We start from the raw sequence: 19,324 nt of genomic DNA on the forward strand, positions 1-19,324 counted from the left end.
GTGGGCGGCTCGGCTCCGAGCGCACCTGCCGCGCCCGGCGCACCGGCGCCGGCCGCGCCGTCGAACACGTCCACGGCCGCCAATGCGGCGGTCTCGAACCCAGCAACAGGAGCCGCGCAATGACGCAATCCGTGCAGGCGCAACTCGCCTACTTCGGCAAGATTCCTTCGCGCGGGGACTTCGTCAAAAGCACGCACAATCCGCAGTTGCTCCAAACGCTCGACCGCTGGGTCGCGCAAGCGATGGAACTGCTCGCCGAAGACCCGCGCTGGAAAATCGTCTACGAAAACGCGAAGCCGATGCACTTCGCGTTTCTCGGTTCGCAAAGCCGCCTGGCCATCGCCGGCCATATGATGTCGAGCCACGACGTATCGTCGCGGCGCTTCCCGCTGCTCGCGGCGACGGCGCTCGAAGTCGAACGCCCCCTCGCCTTTCTCGCGCGCAGCCCGCTCGCGTTCGCGCGGCTTTGGTCGCGCGCGGCCACACAGATGCGCACGCTCTACGATTGCGAAGAGCCGGGCGCCGCGTTGCAGGCCCTGGGCGATACCCAGGTGTCGATCGATGTGGGCGTCGCCAATTCGCACGAAGGCACGTTCTCGGATTTCGTCGAACACCAGACGCTCGCCGGACTCGAGCAAATGCTGCTGGCGAGCGGCCATCCCGTCAGGCTGCGCGGCGCGATGCTCGCGCTCGGCTCGTTGCTCAAGCCCGTCATGCTCAGCCATGCGCCGAATCTCGAACGCGGGCTCACCTTGCCGCTGCCGAACGATACGTTCTACCGCAGCCTGGTAGCCACGTTCTGGCTCGAGCTCATTGCGCCGTTTCTCGCGCAAGCGGACTTCGAGATCGCCATATTTATCGGGACGATCGCCGAGCGCGAACGGCTCGTCATCGGCTTTAACGGCGCCTCGGCCAAAACGCTGCACAGCGTGATCGATCCGCAGGCTTATGCGACGCACAACATCGACATCGACGATCCGGAATGGATCGACGACCACGCTCAGAACGAACATGGAATCAGCAAGCTCGTCAGCTATCTCGAACAACCGGAATTGTCGCTGCGCATCGCGGTCGACACCTTCCGCGAAGTATTTGCCGGGGCTTGAGGCGATGACAGGTTTTTCTGGTTTCTCTCATTTCTCCGGTTTGCAACGCGCCGCCGCGCTGACGCTCGCCCTCTGTGCCTCGTTTTCCGCGCTCGGCGCTCGCGCCGACGACGGTACGCCGGCGACCGTGATGCCCGTCGATGCGGGCGGCGCAAGCGTGCGCACGGCGACGCTGCCGCCGCCAACGCAATTGGCCGCGGCCACCACGACCGGCGCGCCGAATGCCCCGACGCGCATTCCCGCGCCGGCCGACGCCGCCCCGGGCCAAGTCGTCGCGAGCGGCAAAGTGCCGGACGAAGCAACGCACAGCGCGGTGCTCGCGCGGCTGCGCGAGACGTACGGCGCCGCCAATGTCGTCGACCAAATCGAAGTGGGCAGCGTATCGACGCCACCGAACTGGAGCGCGAACGTTCAGAAGCTGCTCGGCCCGCAACTGAAGCAGATCAGCAAGGGCCAATTGAAGATCGACGGCACGCAGATCGACGTGAAGGGCGAGGTGTCGAACGAAGCGCTGCGGCAGCAGGTGGCAAGCGACATGGCCACTGCCCTGAATCCAACCTATACGATTCATAACGGGCTGCGCGTGAGTGCGTCGGAGCAAGGCATGCTCGATTCGACGCTCGCGAATCGAACGATCGAATTCGAAACGGGCGCAGCGACGTTGACGCCCGAGGGCCGCGCCATCCTCGATCAGATGGCGGCAGTGCTGCTCAAGCTTCCGGGCAAGACCGTCGAGATCATCGGCCACACGGACAACTCGGGCAACCGGGCGTCGAACATCGCCCTGAGCCAGGCACGCGCCGATGCCGTGAAGGGCTATCTCGTGACGAAGGGCGTCGCACCACGATCGATGGCGACGATGGGCGTGGGCCCCGATCAGCCGATCGCGTCGAACGATACCAATGAAGGACGGGCGCGCAATCGCCGGATCGAGTTTCGGGTCGGGCAGTAAGCGCTTTTTGGCGCCGCCGGTCTCCTTGCCTAAAAGATAAGAGTACGCGGCGGCGCCTGGGCCGCGCTCAGCTTGCCTCGTCAGGCTTCACGCCGAGCAACTCCCGAATATGCGCGAGCGAGCCATCGTCCTTGACGACCGAGGCCAGCCATTCGTGCAGCGGCATATCGGCCCACTCGGCGGCTTTGTCGGCGAGATAGGCGGCCGGGCTATGCGGCTCGGTAGCACGCAAAAACCGAGCGATGGCGCGCAGTTGAGCGACCGCTTCCGCGCGGCTCTGGATCGCGCCGTTGGTATGCACGACTGCAAGGGCGGCGTTGTGAGTGGGCATCGAAGTCTCGAGAGAGGGGGCCGTCTTGAAGCTGGGCTCGGCGCGTTCGAGCGGGACGACACCGGATGTCGATTGAGTTTGCGTGGGCGCCGGTTCAACCTTCGCCCCGACGTCGCGCGCGAAACGCTCGGCCAACCCGAACACGTATTCGTAAGCGTCCTTCACCTGCCGGAAACTCGGCGCGGCCGTTCCGGCGCGCGCATCGACCGTTTGCTCGAGCGCCAGCATCGCGGCTTCGAACGCCTTCAAATCCGCGAGCAGCGTCTTATAAAACGCGGGCGGCGTGGCACGCTTGGCCGCCTCGATCTGCTCGAGCGACGGCTTGCCGCGCGAGAGTTCGTCCGCGTGATCGGGATCGCGGCGCACGGCTTGCGCGACATTGCTCGCCACCTCCCAATCGAGCCCGCCGAACTCCCCCGATGAAGCTTGCGTGAGCGGCACTTCGCGCAGCAATTGTGCCGTGCGGCCCACGAGCCAACTGACGTTGCCCAGCCGGTATTCCGTGTCGTCCCCTTCGGGCAACGGATGCACGGTGTCCCAGAACTGCTCGGCCAGCGCCGCGAGCAACGTATAGCCCTGCGACAGCCCCTCGACGCCTTGCTTCATCGCCAGCGCTTCGGTGAGCCAAGCGGCCAGACGCAGATCCTTCGTTTGAGTTTTGAGCAGCGAGACGCAGCGCTCGATGACGAAACCCCAATCGGCCTCCTTGATCTCCGTGACCCATTCGCCTTGATCGAGCGAGGGATCGTCGAAGCGGCGCGCCTGCTGGATCGCATCGAAATCGTTGGAGAAGAGCAAGTCCTCGCCGCAAGGCGATGCGCCTTCGAGCGGGGCGATGAGCGGAGCTAAATCGATCGGCATGTCAGGCTACCTTGTATTCGAACTCGCCCGATTCGAGCGCGCGCACGTCGATTCGCTCGATGCGCTCGCCGCCGGCCAGGCGGCCGAGCACGTGCTGCGCGAGTTCGGGCAGCAGCGTTCCGTTGAGAATGTGGTCGACGTTGCGCGCCCCGGAATCGACCTCGGTACACCGCGCGAGGACGGCATCGACGAGCGATTCGTCCCAGGAAAACTCGGCGCGATGATTCGCCGCGACGCGCGCCCGAATCCGTTCCAGCTTCAATTCGACGATCTCGGCCAGGACGTCGTCCGAAATCGGATAGTAAGGCACGACTTTCACGCGCCCGAGGAAGGCGGGCTTGAACGCCTTGTACAGTTGCGGCCGCAATAGCTCGGCGAGCGCATCGGCATCGGGCAGCGCTTCGGGCGGCTGGTTCAAGCAAGCTTGCATGACGGCCGACGAGCCGACGTTCGAGGTCAGAATGATCAGCGCGTGACGAAAATCGATCTCGCGCCCTTCGGCATCGTCGAGCGTACCCTTGTCGAACACTTGGAAGAACATCTCGAGCACGTCGGGATGCGCCTTCTCGATCTCGTCGAGCAGCACGACGCTATACGGATTGCGCCGCACGGCCTCGGTCAGCACGCCGCCCTCGCCGTAGCCGACATAGCCCGGCGGCGAGCCTTTCAGCCCCGACACGCTGTGCGCTTCCTGATACTCGCTCATGTTGATCGTGATGAGCTTGCGTTCGCCGCCGTAAAGCGCATCGGCTAGCGCGAGCGCCGTTTCGGTCTTGCCCACGCCCGACGGGCCGACGAACAAGAACACGCCGCGCGGCTTGTTCGGATCCTCGAGGCTGGCGCTGGCCGTGCGCACGCGCTGGGCGATCGCGTCGAGTGCGTGATCCTGGCCGATCACGCGCTCGGTCAGCAGGTCCTTCAGGCCGAGCACCGTGCCGATCTCGTCCTTGACCATACGGCCAAGCGGGATGCCGGTCCAAGCCGCGACGATTTCCGCGACGACGAGCCCATCGACCTGCAACGGCACCATCGGGCTCGACTGCTGCAACTCTTGGAGCTTGGCCGTGAGCCCGGTCAATTCCTCGCGCAGCGATGCTGCCGTATCGTTGCTCGCGCCCGTTTGCTTACCCTCGCCCTCGGGCTTCACCGCGGCGGCGAGTTCGGCGCGCAATGTCCCGATCCGTTGCGCGAGTTCGCGCTCCTGCGCGTAACGGGCTTCGTCGGCTGCCAGCGACGCGCTATCGGCCTCGCGCGCCGCGCGCAGGTTCGCGAGCCGCTCGTCGTGCGCGGCGCCGCCCGTGCCGCTCGCGCTTTCCCGTTCGAGCGCGGCGATTTCGGCATCGATGCGCTCGATGCGTTTGCGCGTGTCGTCGATAACGGCCGGCGTCGATCCCTGCGCGAGCGCGACCTTGGCGCAGGCCGTATCGAGCACGCCGATTGCCTTATCGGGCAGTTGCCGTCCCGTAATGTAGCGATGCGAGAGCCGCACGGCCTCGGTGATCGCCTCATCGAAAATGCGCACGCCGAAGTGCGCTTCCATGCGCGGCGCGAGACCGCGCACCATCGCGCAAGCGAGCGCCTCGCTCGGCTCGTCGACCTTCACGACTTGGAAACGCCGCGCGAGCGCCACGTCCTTCTCGAAGTACTTGCGGTATTCGGCCCAAGTCGTCGCCGCGATCGTGCGCAATTCGCCGCGCGCGAGCGCCGGCTTCAGCAGATTGGCGGCATCGTTTTGGCCGGCCTGGCCGCCCGCGCCGATGATCGTGTGCGCTTCGTCGATGAACAAAATGATCGGCGTCGCGCTTTTCTTCACTTCGTCGATGACGTTCTTCAAGCGATTCTCGAACTCGCCCTTCACGCTTGCGCCGGCCTGCAGCAGCCCCATGTCGAGCACGTGCAGCGCGACGCCGACGAGCGGCGTGGGCACGTCGCCCGCCGCGATGCGCAGCGCCAAGCCCTCGACGACAGCCGTTTTGCCGACCCCCGCCTCGCCCGTGAGGATCGGGTTATTTTGCCGGCGACGCATGAGGATATCGATCGTCTGGCGGATTTCGGCTTCACGCCCGATCACGGGATCGATTTGTCCTTCGCGCGCGCGCTGCGTCAGATTGGTCGTGTAGGTATCGAGCGCGGGCGTTTTCGACGGCGCCGCGCTGATCCCTTCCTCGCCGGCCGGCGCGCCCGCCGCCGCGTGGAAGCCGCCCGCCGCCTCGGCCTCTTCCGAGCCTGCCGTCGCTTGCGCGAACCGATGCTTGAGCTCTTCGGTCGGCACGCGCGTGAGCACGGGCGACATCCGCTCGGCGAACTGCGACAGCTCCGGCGACGTCAGCAGCGCGAGCAGCAGATGTCCCGATCGGATCCGCGCGGCGTGCGAATCGAGCGAGGCGATCAGCCACGCTTGCTCGAACAGCGAAATCAAATGCTGCGAAAACACCGGCGTACGCGTGTTGCCGGTCTTGAGCCGCTCGAGTCCGCGTTCGAGATCCGTGCGCAGCACCTCGCTGCTCAAACCGCTCGCGCGCAGCACGACGGCGATATCGCTCGCCTGTTGCTCGATGAGGGCGAGCAGCAAGTGCTCGAGGTCGACTTCGTAATGGCCACGCGCCAGGCAGAGGCTGGCCGCGCGCGTCGCGGCATTTAGGCAAAGCGCGTCGAGCTTGGCGATGAGGGTCTTCAGGGGGGTACTCATGTCGGATCGATTCTCGCTTGTCGGATCAATGGATGACGTTCAGTTCGTAGCGTGCGTCGTCGCGGTCGCGTTCGGCCGGGCGGGTACACAAAAAGGCGTCGTAGCCGAGTCGGGCGCCTTCGCCGAGGCGGCTCATGCCCACCTCCTCGCGCGCCAGTACGAGCGACACCTCGTATTCGAGGGTGATGCCCGCGAGCAGCACGAGCATGCGTTCGAGCGCGATCGCCCGCGCCTCGCCGGGCAAGAACGCTTCGTAATCGCGCTTGCGGAGCGGCCCCACGACGATGCGCACGCGCATGTCGCGCTGCCACACCCGCTCGCCGGCGAGCGCCGTGGCGCCGAGCGTCGCATTCTCGCGGCCGAGGACCGTCAGCCGCGCCGGCGGCACCCCGTACCACTTGCCCGCGAACTGCTCGACCCGCACGGGTACGCGGAAATAATCGGTCAGCGTGCGCGCCAAATATGCGGCCGACATCGGACGGTGGCGCGCAGGCAACGCATAACCGGCGATCGCCTCGTCGATCAGCGCGCCGCGCCCTTGCTGTAGCTGCGCGCGCGTCGCGGCGTCGGGCGCGCCCGCGAGCGCGAGCAGGAGCGGCAAATAGCGCTCGTCGCGATCGAGTTCGTAGTGAAACGGGAGGCGGTATTTTTTCCATGCCGCATAGAACAGCGCGGCGGCACGGCTCGAGAAAACGTCGAAGAACTCCCGCGCCGCATGGTCGCGCTGCACTTGCGCGCGGGCGATCAACTGCTCCGTGTAGTGCAACGGCAACGCGCCCTGCCCGCCCAGCAGCCCGAAGAACGACGGCGTCAACTCGATTCGTTCGAGCTTGCTTTGCGCCAGCGCCGCGCGCACCGCATCGGGTCCGGCCAGCGGCGCTCCGGCTTCGTCGAAGGGCACCGCCTGCTCGATCTCGCTCGGCGGAAACGTCAGCGCGAGGCTGTTGCGAAACCCGACGCCTGCCCGCGCGCGTTCGGCGGACACGGACGCCTCGCGCTTCGAGAACCAGGTCTCGAGCACCCGAACCGCTTGAAAGAATTCGAACCGGTACGGCTCGTCGAGCAGCCGCTCGACTACGCCAGCGTCGATTCGGCGCTGCGCGGTTGGCATCGCATGATCTCCTCGCCGGTGCGGCCCGACACGGCCACGAGTTGGACGAAACTGTTCAACCGGACGAACAGGCCGAAAAACGTATCGAGCACGCGCACGAACGTGGCCAGACTCGTTCCCACGTAGTGCGCTTCGTCGAACGTCACGCGCAGTTCCACGCCGCGCACGAACGTGGCATAGGGACGGCCCGGCAGCCAGTGCACGGCCGGTTTTTGCTCGATGCCGACGATGCCCGCGATATGCCGCGCAGAGACCGCCGTGCGCCGCGCGTCGTACAGCGCGAGCAACTCCTTGAGTGCGGCGAGCCCGCCGGCCAGCGACACATGATTGAGCGCGAGGTGCGAGACGAGACGCCAGCCCATCGACGCGCCGCGCGCCACGCGCACGCTCGGGCTCGGTCGCGACAACAAGCTGATCGGCCCCGCGGCCAATTCGGGCTGCGCGAATAGATCGCCGCCCTCGAGGCCGATCGCCAAACGTGCCGGCAGATCGCGATTCGTGCAAGTCAGCGCAAGGCTCAGCGTATCGGTGCGGGCCTCGAGCGGGTCGAACTCGGCATCGACGATCGAGATCTCCGTCTCGTAGCCGGGACTGTTCCGCGCGACCCAATCGTTGCGCCGTGCGAACCAATAACGGCCGACGCGTGCCGCCTCGTCGTGATGGAGTGCGTAAAACGACCGGAACTCGGTGATGGTTTGCCCGTCGGCCCGCGTTTCGACGCGGCGAACGCCGTCGATCGAATAGACCTCATAGTCGCCCGCATGGCGCGCGTCGGCCACGACGGGATAGGCCACGGCTTGCTGGCTCACGTGAATCGGCTCGCCGCGCTGCGCGAACAAGTTGACGACGGGCGTGCAAAACAAGCGCACATGGTTTGCGCTGAGCGACTCGACGAGCCGCTCGATATGCGGTTCCTCGCGCAACTCCCCCAACGCGACGTGCAACGTGAGGCGGCGGCACCGCCCGGCCGCGCCGACCATTGCCGCGAGGTCGAAGTCGATGAAGTCGAATTTTTCGGGAAACGCGAAGTATTCGGTCAGGAGGCGATAGGCCGGATGCGATTTCGCCGGGTAGTCGATCAACGCGTCGCCTTCCGCGAAGCCCGCGGGCTCGATCGGCAAGGCCCGAAGCGCTCGCCACGCGCGGCTTTCCGGCGTTTCGACATAGGCGCCGATCGTCTTCATGAACAGACAATCGGTCAACGCTGCGATAAACGACTGCTCCCCATGCAAATAGGCGCGCAACGTCGAAAGGTTCAACGCGCCCAGCGTAGCCGATGCGTCTTCGGGCAACGTGGTCTCGAACGTAAACGAAAGCAACGCAGAGGCGTCGCCCGGCAGCGTGACGGCCGAGGGCGGCACCTCGGCCAATGGCGTGTGCCGGGCCCTCACGAGGCGCAACGGGGCAAGCGTCACGTCGTAGGCGGTGCGAAACCGGCAAGCAACGCCGCGGATTTCGCGCGACATCAAAGGTGTGCCACGCGCGATCACCGCCGGCGCACCCTCGCGCGACGCGCTGAACTGCGCGATGGAGCATGATGGAAACGGGCGCAAGTAATGCGGATAGAGGACTTCGAGCAGCGCCTCGGTGAATTCGGGACGGTCGTCGTCGAGCTTTTTATTGACGCGAGCGGAGAGCAACGCGAATGCTTCGATCATGCGCTCGACGTGCGGGTCGTCGCCCTGCTCGCCGGCCGGCGCCAGCCGCGCGGCGATCTTCGGATACCGGTCGGCGAACTCGCGCGAATAACGGCGCAAAAACGCGAGCTCGCGCTCGTAGTAAGGCAGCAACGCTTCCATCAATGATCCCCGGCGCCCTGAGGAGAAATATCTTGTTTCAGGGCACTTGTGTGCGCTCTTATCGACTAGCCCAGTTCGCGCACTCGGGAACGCCCCGCGTCCGTGGCGCGGCGCGACCGCGTAACCGAATATTGCAAGGTGGAGGCCTGCAGCATCGCGTCGAAGCTCACCGGCTCTTCGGCCGGATGCACGACGAGCCTCGCGCGGATCACGAAGTACAGCGCGTTCGTCGATTGCTCGTTGACTTCGAGCGAGACGCGGACGTCTTGCAAGCGCGGCTCGTGCCGCGCGATCGCCTGTTCGATCGACTCGCAGATGAACGTGCGATCGTAATGGCTTGCCAAGCTCAGACCCGCGAAATCGTTCAAGCCGTAAGTCAACACCGATCGTTGACACTCGGGCAGCTTCGCGAGCGCCTCTTCCGTCAACACGATGCGGGTATTGAGCAATGCCTCGACGTCGCGCGCCACGCGGCCCTTCAACTCGTCGAGCGACCACTGGCGCATCGCCGCGGACGCGGGCGAGCGAGGATCGTCGTCGAAAAGTTTATCGAGCAAGCTCGGTTCGAAGCGCTTCATCGGGCAGCGTGCTCACATCAATCCGGTATTACGAACGCCGCGCGCCCATCCCGCGGCGAGCGGCGTATCGTTCCCGACTAGGGTCCCGACTTAGACCGCGTAGGTCTTGTCGTTCTTCGTCAGGCTCCACGCGCCTTGCGCGTTACCGCCTTGACCGCCGCCAACCTTCTGTTGCGTGTACTTCCATTGCACGGCGGCGTACTTCAGCGAGAACTGCTCCGTCGGCAGCCCTTCGCCGACGACGCTCGGCGTCACGCTCGAAATGATCACGTACTTCATCTTGATTTCGAGGTACTTGACGCGGTTGCCTTCGCCGTCCGAGCGCATGAAGTCGACCGTCACTTCGTCGAACGTCGTACCGCCCGAGGCGTGTTGGTACAGCAGCGGGCTCACGACGTCGATGTCCTTCGTGAACACCATGTCGCCGTGCTCGCAACGCTCCGCCGTACCGCCGCCGGCCGTCGATGCCGTTGCCGAGCGCGGCTGGACGATCGAGTGATTCCACGAGCTGATCTCGATCCAGTCCTTGTGGTCCTTGTCGGCCGACTCGCCCTTGATGGCGGGATTGCCAAACTTCAGATAGACGTCTTTCATGAGTTGCTAACTCCCAGGTAGCGGTTTATAAGCAGCCTCGGGCCGCCTGGGCCCGGGCCGCGCTCGGAATGGTTCTTGGTTTACGCGCCGGCTGCTTTCGGCAGATCGGCGACGAGCCGCAGCGAGATCGACAATTCGTCGAGCTGGAAATGCGGCCGCAAGAAAGCGACGGAGCGGTACGAGCCCGGCTTGCCCGGAATCTCGGACACTTGGATCGACGCCTCGCGCAGCGGGAACTGCGCCTTTTGCTCCTGCGTTGCGTTATCGTCGAGCAATACGTACTGTGCAACCCAACGATTGAGAAACTGTTCGACGTTTTGCGCGGACGCGAAGCTGCCGATCTTGTCGCGCATCATCGCCTTCAGATAGTGCGCCACGCGCGAGACCGAGAAGATGTACTGAAGCTGCGCCGACAGCACGGCGTTCGCGTTCGCGCTATCGGTGTTGTACTTCTTCGGCCGTTGCACCGACTGCGCCGCGAAAAACGCCGCGTAATCGGAGTTCTTGCAGTGCACGAGCGGAATGAACCCAAGATCGCTGAGTTCCTTCTCGCGCCGGTCGGTGATCGCGATTTCGGTCGGGCACTTCAGCGCGATTTCACCGTCGTCGGTCTTGAAGGTATGCGTCGGCAGGTCCTCGACGAGGCCGCCGCCCTCCACGCCGCGAATCGCCGCGCACCAGCCGAAATCGTCGAACGCGGCGGTCAGCCGCGTGGCGAACGCCCAAGCGGCATTACACCAGAGGTACTTGCTGTGGTCGGAGCCGTCGACGTTCTCGACGAAGTTGAACGTTTCCGCGATGAGGCCGTCCTTCGGGTGAAACGGCAGCCGGCCCAGATAGCGCGGCAGCGTGAGGCCGACATAACGCGAATCTTCCGACTCGCGGAACGACTTCCACTTCGCGTATTCGACCGTATCGAAGATCTTGCCCAGATCGCGCGGCTTGCCGAGGTCGGCGAACGATTCGAGTCCGAGCAGCTCGGGCGAGGCCGACGTGATGAACGGCGCGTGCGCCGCCGCCGCGACATGCGACATCTGCTCGATGAAGTACATGTCCTCGGGCTGACGCGTCAGTTCGAAGTCGCCGATCAGCGTGCCGAACGGCGCGCCGCCGAACGTGCCGAACTCTTCTTCGTACACCTTTTTGAACAGCGCGCTCTGATCGAACTCGGAAGCGGCCTTGAAATCGCGCACGATTTCGCGCTTGTTCGCGTTGAGCACACGGATCTTGATCGTCGAACCCGTGTTGCTTTCTTTGCACAGGTAATTGAGCCCGCGCCAGGTGCTTTCCATGCGCTGGAACTCGGGCGCGTGCATGACCTCGCTAAGCTGGGCCGACAAGAGGCGGTCGAGCTCGGCGATGCGCGCGTCGATGGTGGCGGACAGGTTGTCCGAGACGACGACCGTGCCGTCCATGACCTGGTGCACGAGCTCGCCGATCAGATCTTTCGCACGCGCATGCTCGGAATCGGATTTCGCAACCTTGCTCTTTTCGACGATCTCGTCGAGCAGCGACGTGCTAGCACCCGCTTGCGCGGCGCCGGCGGGAGCCGTGGCCGTTTGTTGATTCATGCTGACACCCCGCTTTCGGTTATTCGCCTTGCTTGTCTTCGCCATCGCCGCGCGCGCCGGTCTCGCCGGCCAGCGCCTGCAACTGCTGCGTATTCGCGAGCACTTCGCTCAGCAGGCTTTCGAGCTTGTCGTTGCTCGCGAGCTTGTTGCGCAGATCGGCCAGCTTCGAACGGGCTTCGAGCAAACGGCGCAGGGGCTCGATCTGCTGGACCACGGCGTCGGGCCCGAAGTCGTCCATCGAGCGGAAACGCAGATCCACGCCGAACGTGCCGCCCGCTTCGGTCAGCTCGTTCTTGACCTGGAACGCCGCGCGCGGCTCGACGCCCTTCATGACGTCGTCGAAATTGTCGCGGTCGATGCTGACGAATTTGCGATCGCGCAGCTTGGGCTGCTCGATCTCCGATTGCCCGCCGAGGTCCGCGACGACCCCCACGACGAACGGCAGTTCCTTGACCTCGATCGCGTCGCCGCGCTCCACTTCATAGGTCAACTGCACGCGCGGCGGCCGCACTTTCTGCAGGCGTTTTTGAATGCTTTCTTTCTTCGCCATCGATGACTCCCCGAAGCGACTAGGTCAAAAGGACCGATCAGCGAAGCGCACTGAAGGGATCGGATGCGCCGCCGCTCTTGGCGGCCTGAGCCGGTGCGGCCGGCTTGGCCGGCGGCGCGCTGGGCGCCGGCGTAGGCGTGGGCGCGGCCGCGTCGGTGTCGGCCGCCTTGTCCGCGCCGGGCTTTTGCGCGGCGGCAACCGGACGGCGCACATAACGGCGCTTCTTCACGGCCGGCTTCTTATCGACTTCCTCGGGGAACAACGTGCTCTCGCCGAGCGTATCGCGCAGTTGATGCGCGAGCACGGCCGCGTCCGATTTGGCGTCGCCCGCGAGCGCCGCATCTTGACGCAACTGACCCAGCGATTCCGTCGCCACGCGCAGGCCGCTCACGGCCAGCACGCTCTTCGCGTCGCGATCGCTCTGATCGCGCGACAGCGCTTCTTGCGCCGCCACGATCGCTTGTCCGTAGTGCGCTTGCTGGAATTGGATCTGCGCGATGCGCGACCAAGGTTCCTCGCGCGTCGGGTCCGTCTTCGTCAGTTGGTCATAGAGCGCGAGCGCGCGAGCTTGGTCGCCGCCCTTCGCCACGGCATCGGCATCGGACAAGGCTTTATTGAAAGCCTCGGGAGACGCTTGCCCGCCCGAGTTCTGAGTCGCGCAGCCGGCCATCGCGGCGCACACGAGCACCACCGCGGAAAATTGAGAAAGTCGTTGTTTCATCATTCTTACTTACTGCCAAGCAGCTTATTAATTCTCGGGAGGGAAACCGCAACTTTGCTTTGCGGTGAGTGCGCGCGTATAGTACCGGCCAATTTTCGATAATTCAACTGGCCCGCATCGAATGAGAATCGTCCGGTTTTCAATGCGGGCGAATATCTCGGATAGCCGGATTGAGGATGCTGAAATAATTTCCGAATGAATGAGCAATAGAATTGGGAAGAGGAAAAAATTTCCACAAGCCCCGCGTTCGATCGAGATAGACAAACTTGTCCGTCGTGACGGATCATCTGCGCGGCGTGGCATTGGCAACCGCCATTCGAACGCGGTTGAATGGATAAACGCGGCAACTTGCACGGGGTACTGGCGTGAGTCGTAAAGTTTGGGGATATCGATGGGGGTCGCGCCTCGCATGGCCGCTTGCCGTGTGCGCGCTACTGGGCGGCTGCGCGGCCGGCGTTTCCGTGCTCGGCGCCGCGGCTTCCACGGCGCTGCAGGCCGCCGGCATCGGCAAGCCGCCCGTGCCCGATTCGCAAAAGCCGCCTCGCGACATCCCGCTCACGCTGGCCGCGGCGTCCAATCTGAACGCCGCCAACGACAACCATCCGCTCGCGCTCGTCGTGCGCCTCTACGCGTTGAAGGACCCCACCTCGTTCCAGCAGGCGCCGTTCGACACGTTCACCGACCCGGCCAAGGAAAAGAACGCGCTCGGGGCCGATTTGCTCAGTGTCCGAGAAGTGACGCTCATTCCCGGCCAGCATTACAAAATGACCGAAAAAGTCACGTACGAAGCGCAAGCGTTCGGCGTTGTCGCATTGTTCCGCGACCCCGCGCTGCAGCGTTGGAAATTCGCCTTCGATCCGGCTAAATCGGAGAAATCCGGCATAATGATCGGCCTTCACAACTGCGCGATGACCGTCACGAGCGGCGCAGTCATCTCGCCCGATCCGCAATTGCCGATGCAAGCGCTCAATCTGCTCTCGTCCGTGACATGCGGCTAGTGCGCCGGCGCAAGATCCGTTGTACGGCGAGCGGCGGCTCGTCGCGGCGAGCGCCTGTGCGATATACGAAAACCTGACAGTGAAATCGAGATGAGTTATTCGGCGAAATTGCTTTGGGGCGAGGGGCTCTTTCTGCGGCCCCAGCATTTCCAACAACAAGACGCCTACCACGAGGCGCGCTTGTTCGAATCGATACGCGCGATCCAGCCGTTCAACTGGGGCCTGCGCAGCGTACGGTTCGACGCCGATGCGCTGGCGAACAATCTGCTGCGCCTATCCGAGCTCTCCCTCGTGTTTCCCGACGGCACGCTCTACTCCGCGCCGCTGGCCGACGAATTGCCGCAACCGGTCGCGCTCGATACGCTGCCCGAGGGCGTGGGCGAGTTCATGTTCTATCTCGCGCTGCATCCGCTGCGCGAGACGGGCGGCAATTGCACCGACGACGAAGCGAACGGCTTCGTGTCGCGTTACGCATCCAAGCAAACGAGCGTCCCCGATCAATTCACCGATGCGGCCGTCGCCAATCTGACGTTCCTCAAGACGCGCGTGAAGCTGATCAGCCATACGGAGCCGCGCGCGCAATTGCACGCCGTGCCGCTCGCCCGGCTGCGCCGCACGGCGACGTCGGGGTTCGAGCTCGACGACGCGTTCGTGCCGCCGTGCATGGCCGTCGAGGCTTCGCCGATTTTGCATCAGCGGCTGCGGCAACTGATCGACGCACTGCAAGCGAAAGTGAGCGCGCTGTACGGCTTTCACCGCGAGCCGACGAAGAACATCATCGAATTCCGCTCGGGCGACATCGCTTCGTTCTGGCTGCTGCATACGGCCAACGGCGCGGTCGCCTCGCTCGTGCATTTGCTGCAGCAACCGACGCTGCATCCGGAGCGCCTGTTTCAAGAGTTGCTGCGCCTGGCCGGTCAATTGATGACGTTTTCCAAGCGCTACGCGTTGGCCGACCTGCCCGCCTACCGGCACGACGACCCGGGCGCCGGTTTCGCGCTGCTCGATACGATCGTGCGCGACCTGCTGGAAACGGTCATCTCCACGCGCTACTTCGCGATCGCACTCGACGAGGTGCGTCCGTCGTTCCACGTCGGTCGCCTCGACTCGGGCAAGATCGACGAAAAAACCACGTTCTTCCTGGCCGTCTCGGCCGACATGCCGGCCGTCGAACTCGTCGACGCCGTGCCCGCGCGCTTCAAGGTGGGTGCGCCCGACGACGTCGACAAGCTCGTGCTGTCCGCCATGCCGGGCGTGCGTCTCGTCTATACGCCGCAGGTGCCGCCGGCCGTGCCCGTGCGGCCCGGCGCCTGTTATTTCGCGTTCGAATCGCGCAGTAGCCTTTACGACCGGATGCTGCAAGCGCAATCGGCCATGATCTACGCGCCGTCCGGCATCAACGACCTCAAACTCGAACTTATCGCGGTCACGTCATGAGTCAAATGCCTTCGCTGTTCGGCGCCAGCGCGCCGTCGCCCGCGCCGCCCTCGGCTTCGGCCGAGGCGAACGTCCAAGCACGTTCGCTGCGCGATCTGCTGTACGACGGCTTTTTCATGGTGTTTTTGCTGAAGCAAGGACGCGAACCCGACGATGCGGGCGAGTTCAGCGCCCGCGTCCAGGCGTTCCTCGCCGACTTCGAGCGCGGCGCGAAAAAGCTCGGCGCGCCGGCCGACGACATCTACGCCTCGAAGTTCGCGTTTTGCGCGGCCATCGACGAAGCGGTACTCGCCTCGCCGTTCAAGATCCGCGCCGAATGGGAACGCCGGCCGTTGCAGCTCGTCTTGTTCGGCGAGCAATTGGCCGGCGAGAAATTCTTCGAGCTGCTCGAATCGTGCCGGGCGCAAGGCCCGGCGCGGCTGCAATCGCTCGAAGTCTTTCACTTGTGCTTGCTGCTCGGCTTTCAAGGCAAGTACTTGCTCGAAGGGCCCGAAAAGCTCGCTTATCTGACGGGACGGCTCGGCGATGAAATCGCCCAGATGAAAGGCAAGCGCGCGCCGTTCGCGCCGCATTGGGCGTTGCCCGATCAGATCGCGCACCGGCTCAAGCACGAATTGCCGCTCTGGACGATCGGCGCGGTGTTCGCGCTCGTCGCCTTGGGCGCCTATTTCGGCTTGAATTCCTACCTGCGCGCCTCGACGATGCGCACGCTCGCGCCCTACTCGCAACTGATCCAGCCCGAAGCGCAATCGGCCAACCTGACGATTTCGCTGCCGTAGCCCACAAACGGGGCAGGCGCCGGCGGTTACGGCCGCCGCGCCAGCACCGACTGCACGCATTCATCGACGCTCAATTCGTGCAGGGCCTCGCGCGGCAGCGTTTCGTCGGCGGCCCGGCCGAGCACCTCGAGCACGCGCGGCTTCAAACGCACGAGTAAGAGCCGTTGCCCATGCGCGCGCAGTTCGGCGGCAAAGATGCGCAGCGCCTCGATCGCCGTGCCGTCCACGTCCGGCGTTTCCTCGAGGCTCAACATGACCCAATCGGGCGCCGCGGCTTGAGCGGCGATCAACTTGCGCACTTCGCTGAGTACGCGGTCCGCGTTCGCGAAAAACAGCGGCGCGTCGGGCCGCACGATCATGATGCCGTCGACGGGCCGGGCGTCGGCATGCGTGGCTAGATCGACGAAATCGTGGCTATCGCGCAAGCGTCCGAGCACGCTCACGAGCGGCTCGGAGAAATCGCGCAGCGTCAACAGCAAGCTCACGCCGATCGCAACTACCAAGCCGTGCAACACGCCGAGCACAAGCACGCCGGCCAAGGCGGCGATCGAGATGAGCCGGTCGCGCCGCCAGACCCAATACGGCCGAAACGCGTCGGGATGCAGCGAATGGCTGACGGCGTAGATGACGATGGCCGCGAGCACAGGCTCCGGAATGCGCGCAAGCTGCGGCCGCAAGAAGAGAACGATGAGCCCGACGACGATCGCCGCCACCATGCCCGCCCAACGCGACTGCGCGCCGGCCGCCTCGTTGGCCGACGTAGCCGAATAGCCGGCGCCGACGGGCATCCCCTGCAATAGCGCCGAGACGATATTGGCGCCGCCGAGCGCGACGAGATCGCGGTTGGCCGACATCGGATCGCCGTGCTTGAGCGCGAAACTGCGGATCGAGCCGTACGATTCCGCGTACAGAATGAGCATCAACGCGAAGGCGAGTTCGGCCGTTTGTACCCACTGGGTTCGCGCGAACGCGGGCAGGCCGAAGCGCACGTCTTGCACGTCGATCGCGCCGACCACCGATATCCCCCATCGATGCCAATCGATGAAATAGCCCGCTCCGATGCCGAGCACGATGACGACGAGCGTGGCCGGAATACGCGCGCGCCGGCCGAGCGCGAACAAAATCACGAGCGCCGTACCGCCCAAGGCGACGCTGTGTGGATTCCAAGCAAGCGCCTGCCGCGCGAGATCGAACGCGATGCGCGGCACGTCGGCGTAATGCGACGATACGCCGAGGATGCTCGGCAACTGTTTGACGAAAATCGTCAGCGCGAGCCCGAATGCGAAGCCTCGCAGCACGGGCTTGGCGACGAAATCGGACATGCCGCCCAAGCGCGCGAAACCCGCGAGCGCGAATAAAACGCCCGTTGCGGCCACGAGCGCGGCCGCGTAGGCGAGCTGCGCCGCGCCGCCGCCAGCTTGCGCATTGACCGTGGCCGCAAGCACCGCCGCCGATGAAGACGTGGACGAAACGATGGCAAACCGGCTGCGCCCGAGCAGGGCATAGACGGTGAGACCGGCGAGCAGGGCGACGAGGCCTGCCTGCGGCGGCATGTTCGCGATGCCGGCATAGGCGACGGCCTCGGGCAACAGCAAACCGGCGATCGACATTCCGGCCAGCAGATCCTTCAAAACCCGCTGCGCCGGCGATTTGCGCACGCCGGGCGGCGCGTACTCGGACGGATTTTGCAGATGCGCCGCCGCGGCGTGCCCCGTATCGATCGTCATGGCATCGGGCGTCGAATCAGCGGACCGCGATCGTGCCTGACCAGCCCGGCAAGTACCGAGCGTCCGGATCGTGCGCGCAGGCGAGCGCCGCACCGAGCGCCTTGTCGAAGTTCTTGCGGATTCGCTTCTCGGCAATCCTCGGCCGCAAGTAATCGGCCCACAGAAATTCGCTGAAAGGCGTCGTGTCCTTCGCAAAGCCGCCGACGCGGCGCAGTTCGCCCGCCAAGCTGCGATACGGATCGTCGACGAGTTCGGTCAAACGGCTCGGCAACCGGTCGTAATCGTGCCGCGTCCCGTCGGGACCGAACGGATGCACCCATTGAAAGTGCTCCATCATGCGCCAGAAGATGTCCGGCGCAAGCCAAGAGAGATCGCGCAAGACCATCATCTGCACGCGGCTCTCCCCTTCCTCGATGAGCGCCAATCCGAGATGGTGATGATCGACGACGAAGTACTGCTCTCCCGGGCCTAAAACGGCGGGGAACCAATGCGTGGAAATCGTCTGCGCCCGCGCCTTTTTGTCGAGCGACTTCCAATGCGCGCGTTTGACCTCGACTTCGTGATAGCCCACCGTGATCTGTGTGGGCCGCAAAACGTCGAGCCGGGCCGGGATCAGTCGAACGTCGCTGGTCGGACCTTGCATGACTTCCCCCTCGTCGTTATTGATCGCTTATCGGCGCCTTGCCGGCTCGCACCCGCGTTCAACGGCCGCCGCCGTTCGAGACCACATGCTCCGACGACTTCTTGCGTAACAGCTTATAGGCCGCGGCCAGCGCGACCGGCACGATCGCCGCGCCGACACCGACTAGCACGATCAAGTTCAGGTACTGGCGAATGAACGGAATATTGCCGAAGAAATAACCCGCCAGCACGAGCAAGAGCACCCAAAGCGCGGCGCCGGTCACATTGAAGAACTGGAACCGGCCCATGCGCATGTCCGACACCCCGGCGACGAACGGCGCGAACGTCCGCACTACGGGAATGAAGCGCGCGAGCACGATCGTCTTGCCGCCGTGGCGCTCGTAGAAATTGTGGGTCTTTTGCAGTGCCGCGCGGTCGAGAAAGCGCTCGAGCACAGGAATGTGCGTATTGAACACTTTCGGCCCGATCGCTCGCCCGATGAGGTAGTTCAGACTATTGCCGCCAATGGAGGCGGCGAGCAGCAGCGCGATCAGCGACGGCAAGCTCATCTCGCCCGTCGCGCAAAACGCCCCGCCGATGAACAGCAACGAATCGCCGGGCAAGAACGGCAGAACGACGAGCCCCGTCTCGCAAAAGACGATCAGGAACAGCACGGCATAGACCCATGCGCCGTATTGATGGACGAAATCGCCGAGAAACTTGTCGATGTGCAAAATCAAGGCGACGAAATGAAGCAGCGTGTCCAAAGGGAATCCTTCCTAAAAGTCAAAACGAGCGAAGCGTCGCACGGCTAGACTCGCTACGTGCGAGCGAGCGCCGGCAGCCTCGCGCCATCATACAGAAACCGCATGGGCGATCTCGAAACAGGGCGGCGAGCC

At 64.6% G+C, this 19,324-nt stretch carries 17 protein-coding genes; 5 read left to right on the forward strand and 12 right to left on the reverse strand.

Annotated elements, in window-relative coordinates; translation table 11 throughout:
* The first annotated feature begins 119 nt into the window (after positions 1–119).
* Positions 120–1,106 carry a type VI secretion system-associated protein TagF gene (gene tagF, locus DXT59_RS09210; RefSeq protein ID WP_116136613.1) on the forward strand — a complete coding sequence of 329 codons (987 nt, stop codon included), beginning with the start codon at positions 120–122 and terminating at the stop codon, positions 1,104–1,106.
* A 4-nt stretch (positions 1,107–1,110) separates the two neighbouring features.
* Positions 1,111–2,058: an OmpA family protein gene (locus DXT59_RS09215; RefSeq protein ID WP_116136614.1), complete on the forward strand. Its 948-nt coding sequence runs from the start codon at positions 1,111–1,113 to the stop codon at positions 2,056–2,058.
* Positions 2,059–2,125: 67 nt separating this feature from the next.
* Here DXT59_RS09215 and tssA read toward each other — a convergent pair whose 3' ends face one another.
* The 9 genes from tssA to DXT59_RS09260 all read right to left on the reverse strand — a co-directional run bounded on the left by tssA (position 2,126) and on the right by DXT59_RS09260 (position 12,866).
* The gene (tssA, locus tag DXT59_RS09220; RefSeq protein WP_116136615.1) at positions 2,126–3,250 is read right to left on the reverse strand and encodes a type VI secretion system protein TssA; all 1,125 of its coding nucleotides are present in this window, start codon (positions 3,248–3,250) and stop codon (positions 2,126–2,128) included.
* Between the two features lies 1 nt (position 3,251).
* Positions 3,252–5,939, reverse strand: coding sequence for a type VI secretion system ATPase TssH (tssH, locus tag DXT59_RS09225; RefSeq protein WP_116136616.1), 2,688 nt, complete (start codon positions 5,937–5,939; stop codon positions 3,252–3,254).
* 25 nt (positions 5,940–5,964) lie between these two features.
* Entirely contained in the window at positions 5,965–7,050 is a 1,086-nt protein-coding gene (gene tssG / locus DXT59_RS09230) for a type VI secretion system baseplate subunit TssG (protein WP_116136617.1), read from the reverse strand.
* Complete coding sequence (tssF, locus tag DXT59_RS09235; RefSeq protein WP_116136618.1) at positions 7,014–8,849, reverse strand: type VI secretion system baseplate subunit TssF; 1,836 nt, start codon at positions 8,847–8,849, stop codon at positions 7,014–7,016. Before tssF ends, tssG begins: the two co-directional genes overlap by 37 nt.
* A 65-nt stretch (positions 8,850–8,914) precedes the next feature.
* A complete protein-coding gene (gene tssE / locus DXT59_RS09240; RefSeq protein ID WP_116136619.1) occupies positions 8,915–9,427 on the reverse strand; it encodes a type VI secretion system baseplate subunit TssE in 513 nt (170 codons plus the stop codon).
* 90 nt (positions 9,428–9,517) lie between these two features.
* On the reverse strand, positions 9,518–10,021 hold the full coding sequence (locus DXT59_RS09245) for an Hcp family type VI secretion system effector (RefSeq protein ID WP_116136620.1): 504 nt from the start codon (positions 10,019–10,021) through the stop codon (positions 9,518–9,520).
* An 80-nt stretch (positions 10,022–10,101) separates the two neighbouring features.
* Positions 10,102–11,592 (reverse strand): type VI secretion system contractile sheath large subunit, encoded by a 1,491-nt coding sequence (tssC, locus tag DXT59_RS09250; RefSeq protein ID WP_116136621.1) that lies wholly within the window; start codon positions 11,590–11,592, stop codon positions 10,102–10,104.
* A gap of 19 nt (positions 11,593–11,611) precedes the next feature.
* On the reverse strand, positions 11,612–12,142 hold the full coding sequence (gene tssB / locus DXT59_RS09255) for a type VI secretion system contractile sheath small subunit (protein ID WP_116136622.1): 531 nt from the start codon (positions 12,140–12,142) through the stop codon (positions 11,612–11,614).
* A 37-nt stretch (positions 12,143–12,179) separates the two neighbouring features.
* Positions 12,180–12,866, reverse strand: coding sequence for a tetratricopeptide repeat protein (locus tag DXT59_RS09260; RefSeq protein WP_205417393.1), 687 nt, complete (start codon positions 12,864–12,866; stop codon positions 12,180–12,182).
* A 362-nt stretch (positions 12,867–13,228) separates the two neighbouring features.
* Between DXT59_RS09260 and tssJ the strand changes: the two genes are divergently transcribed.
* The 3 genes from tssJ to icmH all read left to right on the forward strand — a co-directional run bounded on the left by tssJ (position 13,229) and on the right by icmH (position 16,077).
* Entirely contained in the window at positions 13,229–13,861 is a 633-nt protein-coding gene (gene tssJ, locus DXT59_RS09265) for a type VI secretion system lipoprotein TssJ (protein WP_116136623.1), read from the forward strand.
* 90 nt (positions 13,862–13,951) lie between these two features.
* Complete coding sequence (gene tssK / locus DXT59_RS09270; protein ID WP_116136624.1) at positions 13,952–15,298, forward strand: type VI secretion system baseplate subunit TssK; 1,347 nt, start codon at positions 13,952–13,954, stop codon at positions 15,296–15,298.
* On the forward strand, positions 15,295–16,077 hold the full coding sequence (gene icmH / locus DXT59_RS09275; RefSeq protein WP_116136625.1) for a type IVB secretion system protein IcmH/DotU: 783 nt from the start codon (positions 15,295–15,297) through the stop codon (positions 16,075–16,077). Before tssK ends, icmH begins: the two co-directional genes overlap by 4 nt.
* A gap of 26 nt (positions 16,078–16,103) precedes the next feature.
* Here the strand turns inward: icmH and DXT59_RS09280 are convergent, their stop codons facing one another.
* Genes DXT59_RS09280 through DXT59_RS09290 form a run of 3 tightly spaced genes read right to left on the reverse strand, consistent with a single transcriptional unit; the run spans position 16,104 to position 19,192 of the window.
* Positions 16,104–17,804 carry a SulP family inorganic anion transporter gene (locus tag DXT59_RS09280; RefSeq protein ID WP_116136626.1) on the reverse strand — a complete coding sequence of 567 codons (1,701 nt, stop codon included), beginning with the start codon at positions 17,802–17,804 and terminating at the stop codon, positions 16,104–16,106.
* Positions 17,805–17,820: 16 nt separating this feature from the next.
* A complete protein-coding gene (locus DXT59_RS09285; protein ID WP_116136627.1) occupies positions 17,821–18,447 on the reverse strand; it encodes a ParB-like protein in 627 nt (208 codons plus the stop codon).
* 58 nt (positions 18,448–18,505) lie between these two features.
* The gene (locus DXT59_RS09290) at positions 18,506–19,192 is read right to left on the reverse strand and encodes a VTT domain-containing protein (RefSeq protein ID WP_116136628.1); all 687 of its coding nucleotides are present in this window, start codon (positions 19,190–19,192) and stop codon (positions 18,506–18,508) included.
* Positions 19,193–19,324: the final 132 nt, after the last annotated feature.

Origin of the sequence: Trinickia diaoshuihuensis (assembly GCF_003390925.1) — a bacterium.
Lineage (GTDB): Bacteria > Pseudomonadota > Gammaproteobacteria > Burkholderiales > Burkholderiaceae > Trinickia > Trinickia diaoshuihuensis.

What these genes read in the sequence shown, in the direction of transcription:
- tagF (WP_116136613.1), top strand. Translation starts at nt 120, where the DNA reads ATGACGCAATCCGTGCAGGCGCAACTCGCCTACTTCGGCAAGATTCCT.
- DXT59_RS09215 (WP_116136614.1), top strand. Translation starts at nt 1,111, where the DNA reads ATGACAGGTTTTTCTGGTTTCTCTCATTTCTCCGGTTTGCAACGCGCC.
- tssA (WP_116136615.1), bottom strand. Translation starts at nt 3,250, where the DNA reads ATGCCGATCGATTTAGCTCCGCTCATCGCCCCGCTCGAAGGCGCATCG.
- tssH (WP_116136616.1), bottom strand. Translation starts at nt 5,939, where the DNA reads ATGAGTACCCCCCTGAAGACCCTCATCGCCAAGCTCGACGCGCTTTGC.
- tssG (WP_116136617.1), bottom strand. Translation starts at nt 7,050, where the DNA reads ATGCCAACCGCGCAGCGCCGAATCGACGCTGGCGTAGTCGAGCGGCTG.
- tssF (WP_116136618.1), bottom strand. Translation starts at nt 8,849, where the DNA reads ATGGAAGCGTTGCTGCCTTACTACGAGCGCGAGCTCGCGTTTTTGCGC.
- tssE (WP_116136619.1), bottom strand. Translation starts at nt 9,427, where the DNA reads ATGAAGCGCTTCGAACCGAGCTTGCTCGATAAACTTTTCGACGACGAT.
- DXT59_RS09245 (WP_116136620.1), bottom strand. Translation starts at nt 10,021, where the DNA reads ATGAAAGACGTCTATCTGAAGTTTGGCAATCCCGCCATCAAGGGCGAG.
- tssC (WP_116136621.1), bottom strand. Translation starts at nt 11,592, where the DNA reads ATGAATCAACAAACGGCCACGGCTCCCGCCGGCGCCGCGCAAGCGGGT.
- tssB (WP_116136622.1), bottom strand. Translation starts at nt 12,142, where the DNA reads ATGGCGAAGAAAGAAAGCATTCAAAAACGCCTGCAGAAAGTGCGGCCG.
- DXT59_RS09260 (WP_205417393.1), bottom strand. Translation starts at nt 12,866, where the DNA reads ATGATGAAACAACGACTTTCTCAATTTTCCGCGGTGGTGCTCGTGTGC.
- tssK (WP_116136624.1), top strand. Translation starts at nt 13,952, where the DNA reads ATGAGTTATTCGGCGAAATTGCTTTGGGGCGAGGGGCTCTTTCTGCGG.
- icmH (WP_116136625.1), top strand. Translation starts at nt 15,295, where the DNA reads ATGAGTCAAATGCCTTCGCTGTTCGGCGCCAGCGCGCCGTCGCCCGCG.
- DXT59_RS09280 (WP_116136626.1), bottom strand. Translation starts at nt 17,804, where the DNA reads ATGACGATCGATACGGGGCACGCCGCGGCGGCGCATCTGCAAAATCCG.
- DXT59_RS09285 (WP_116136627.1), bottom strand. Translation starts at nt 18,447, where the DNA reads ATGCAAGGTCCGACCAGCGACGTTCGACTGATCCCGGCCCGGCTCGAC.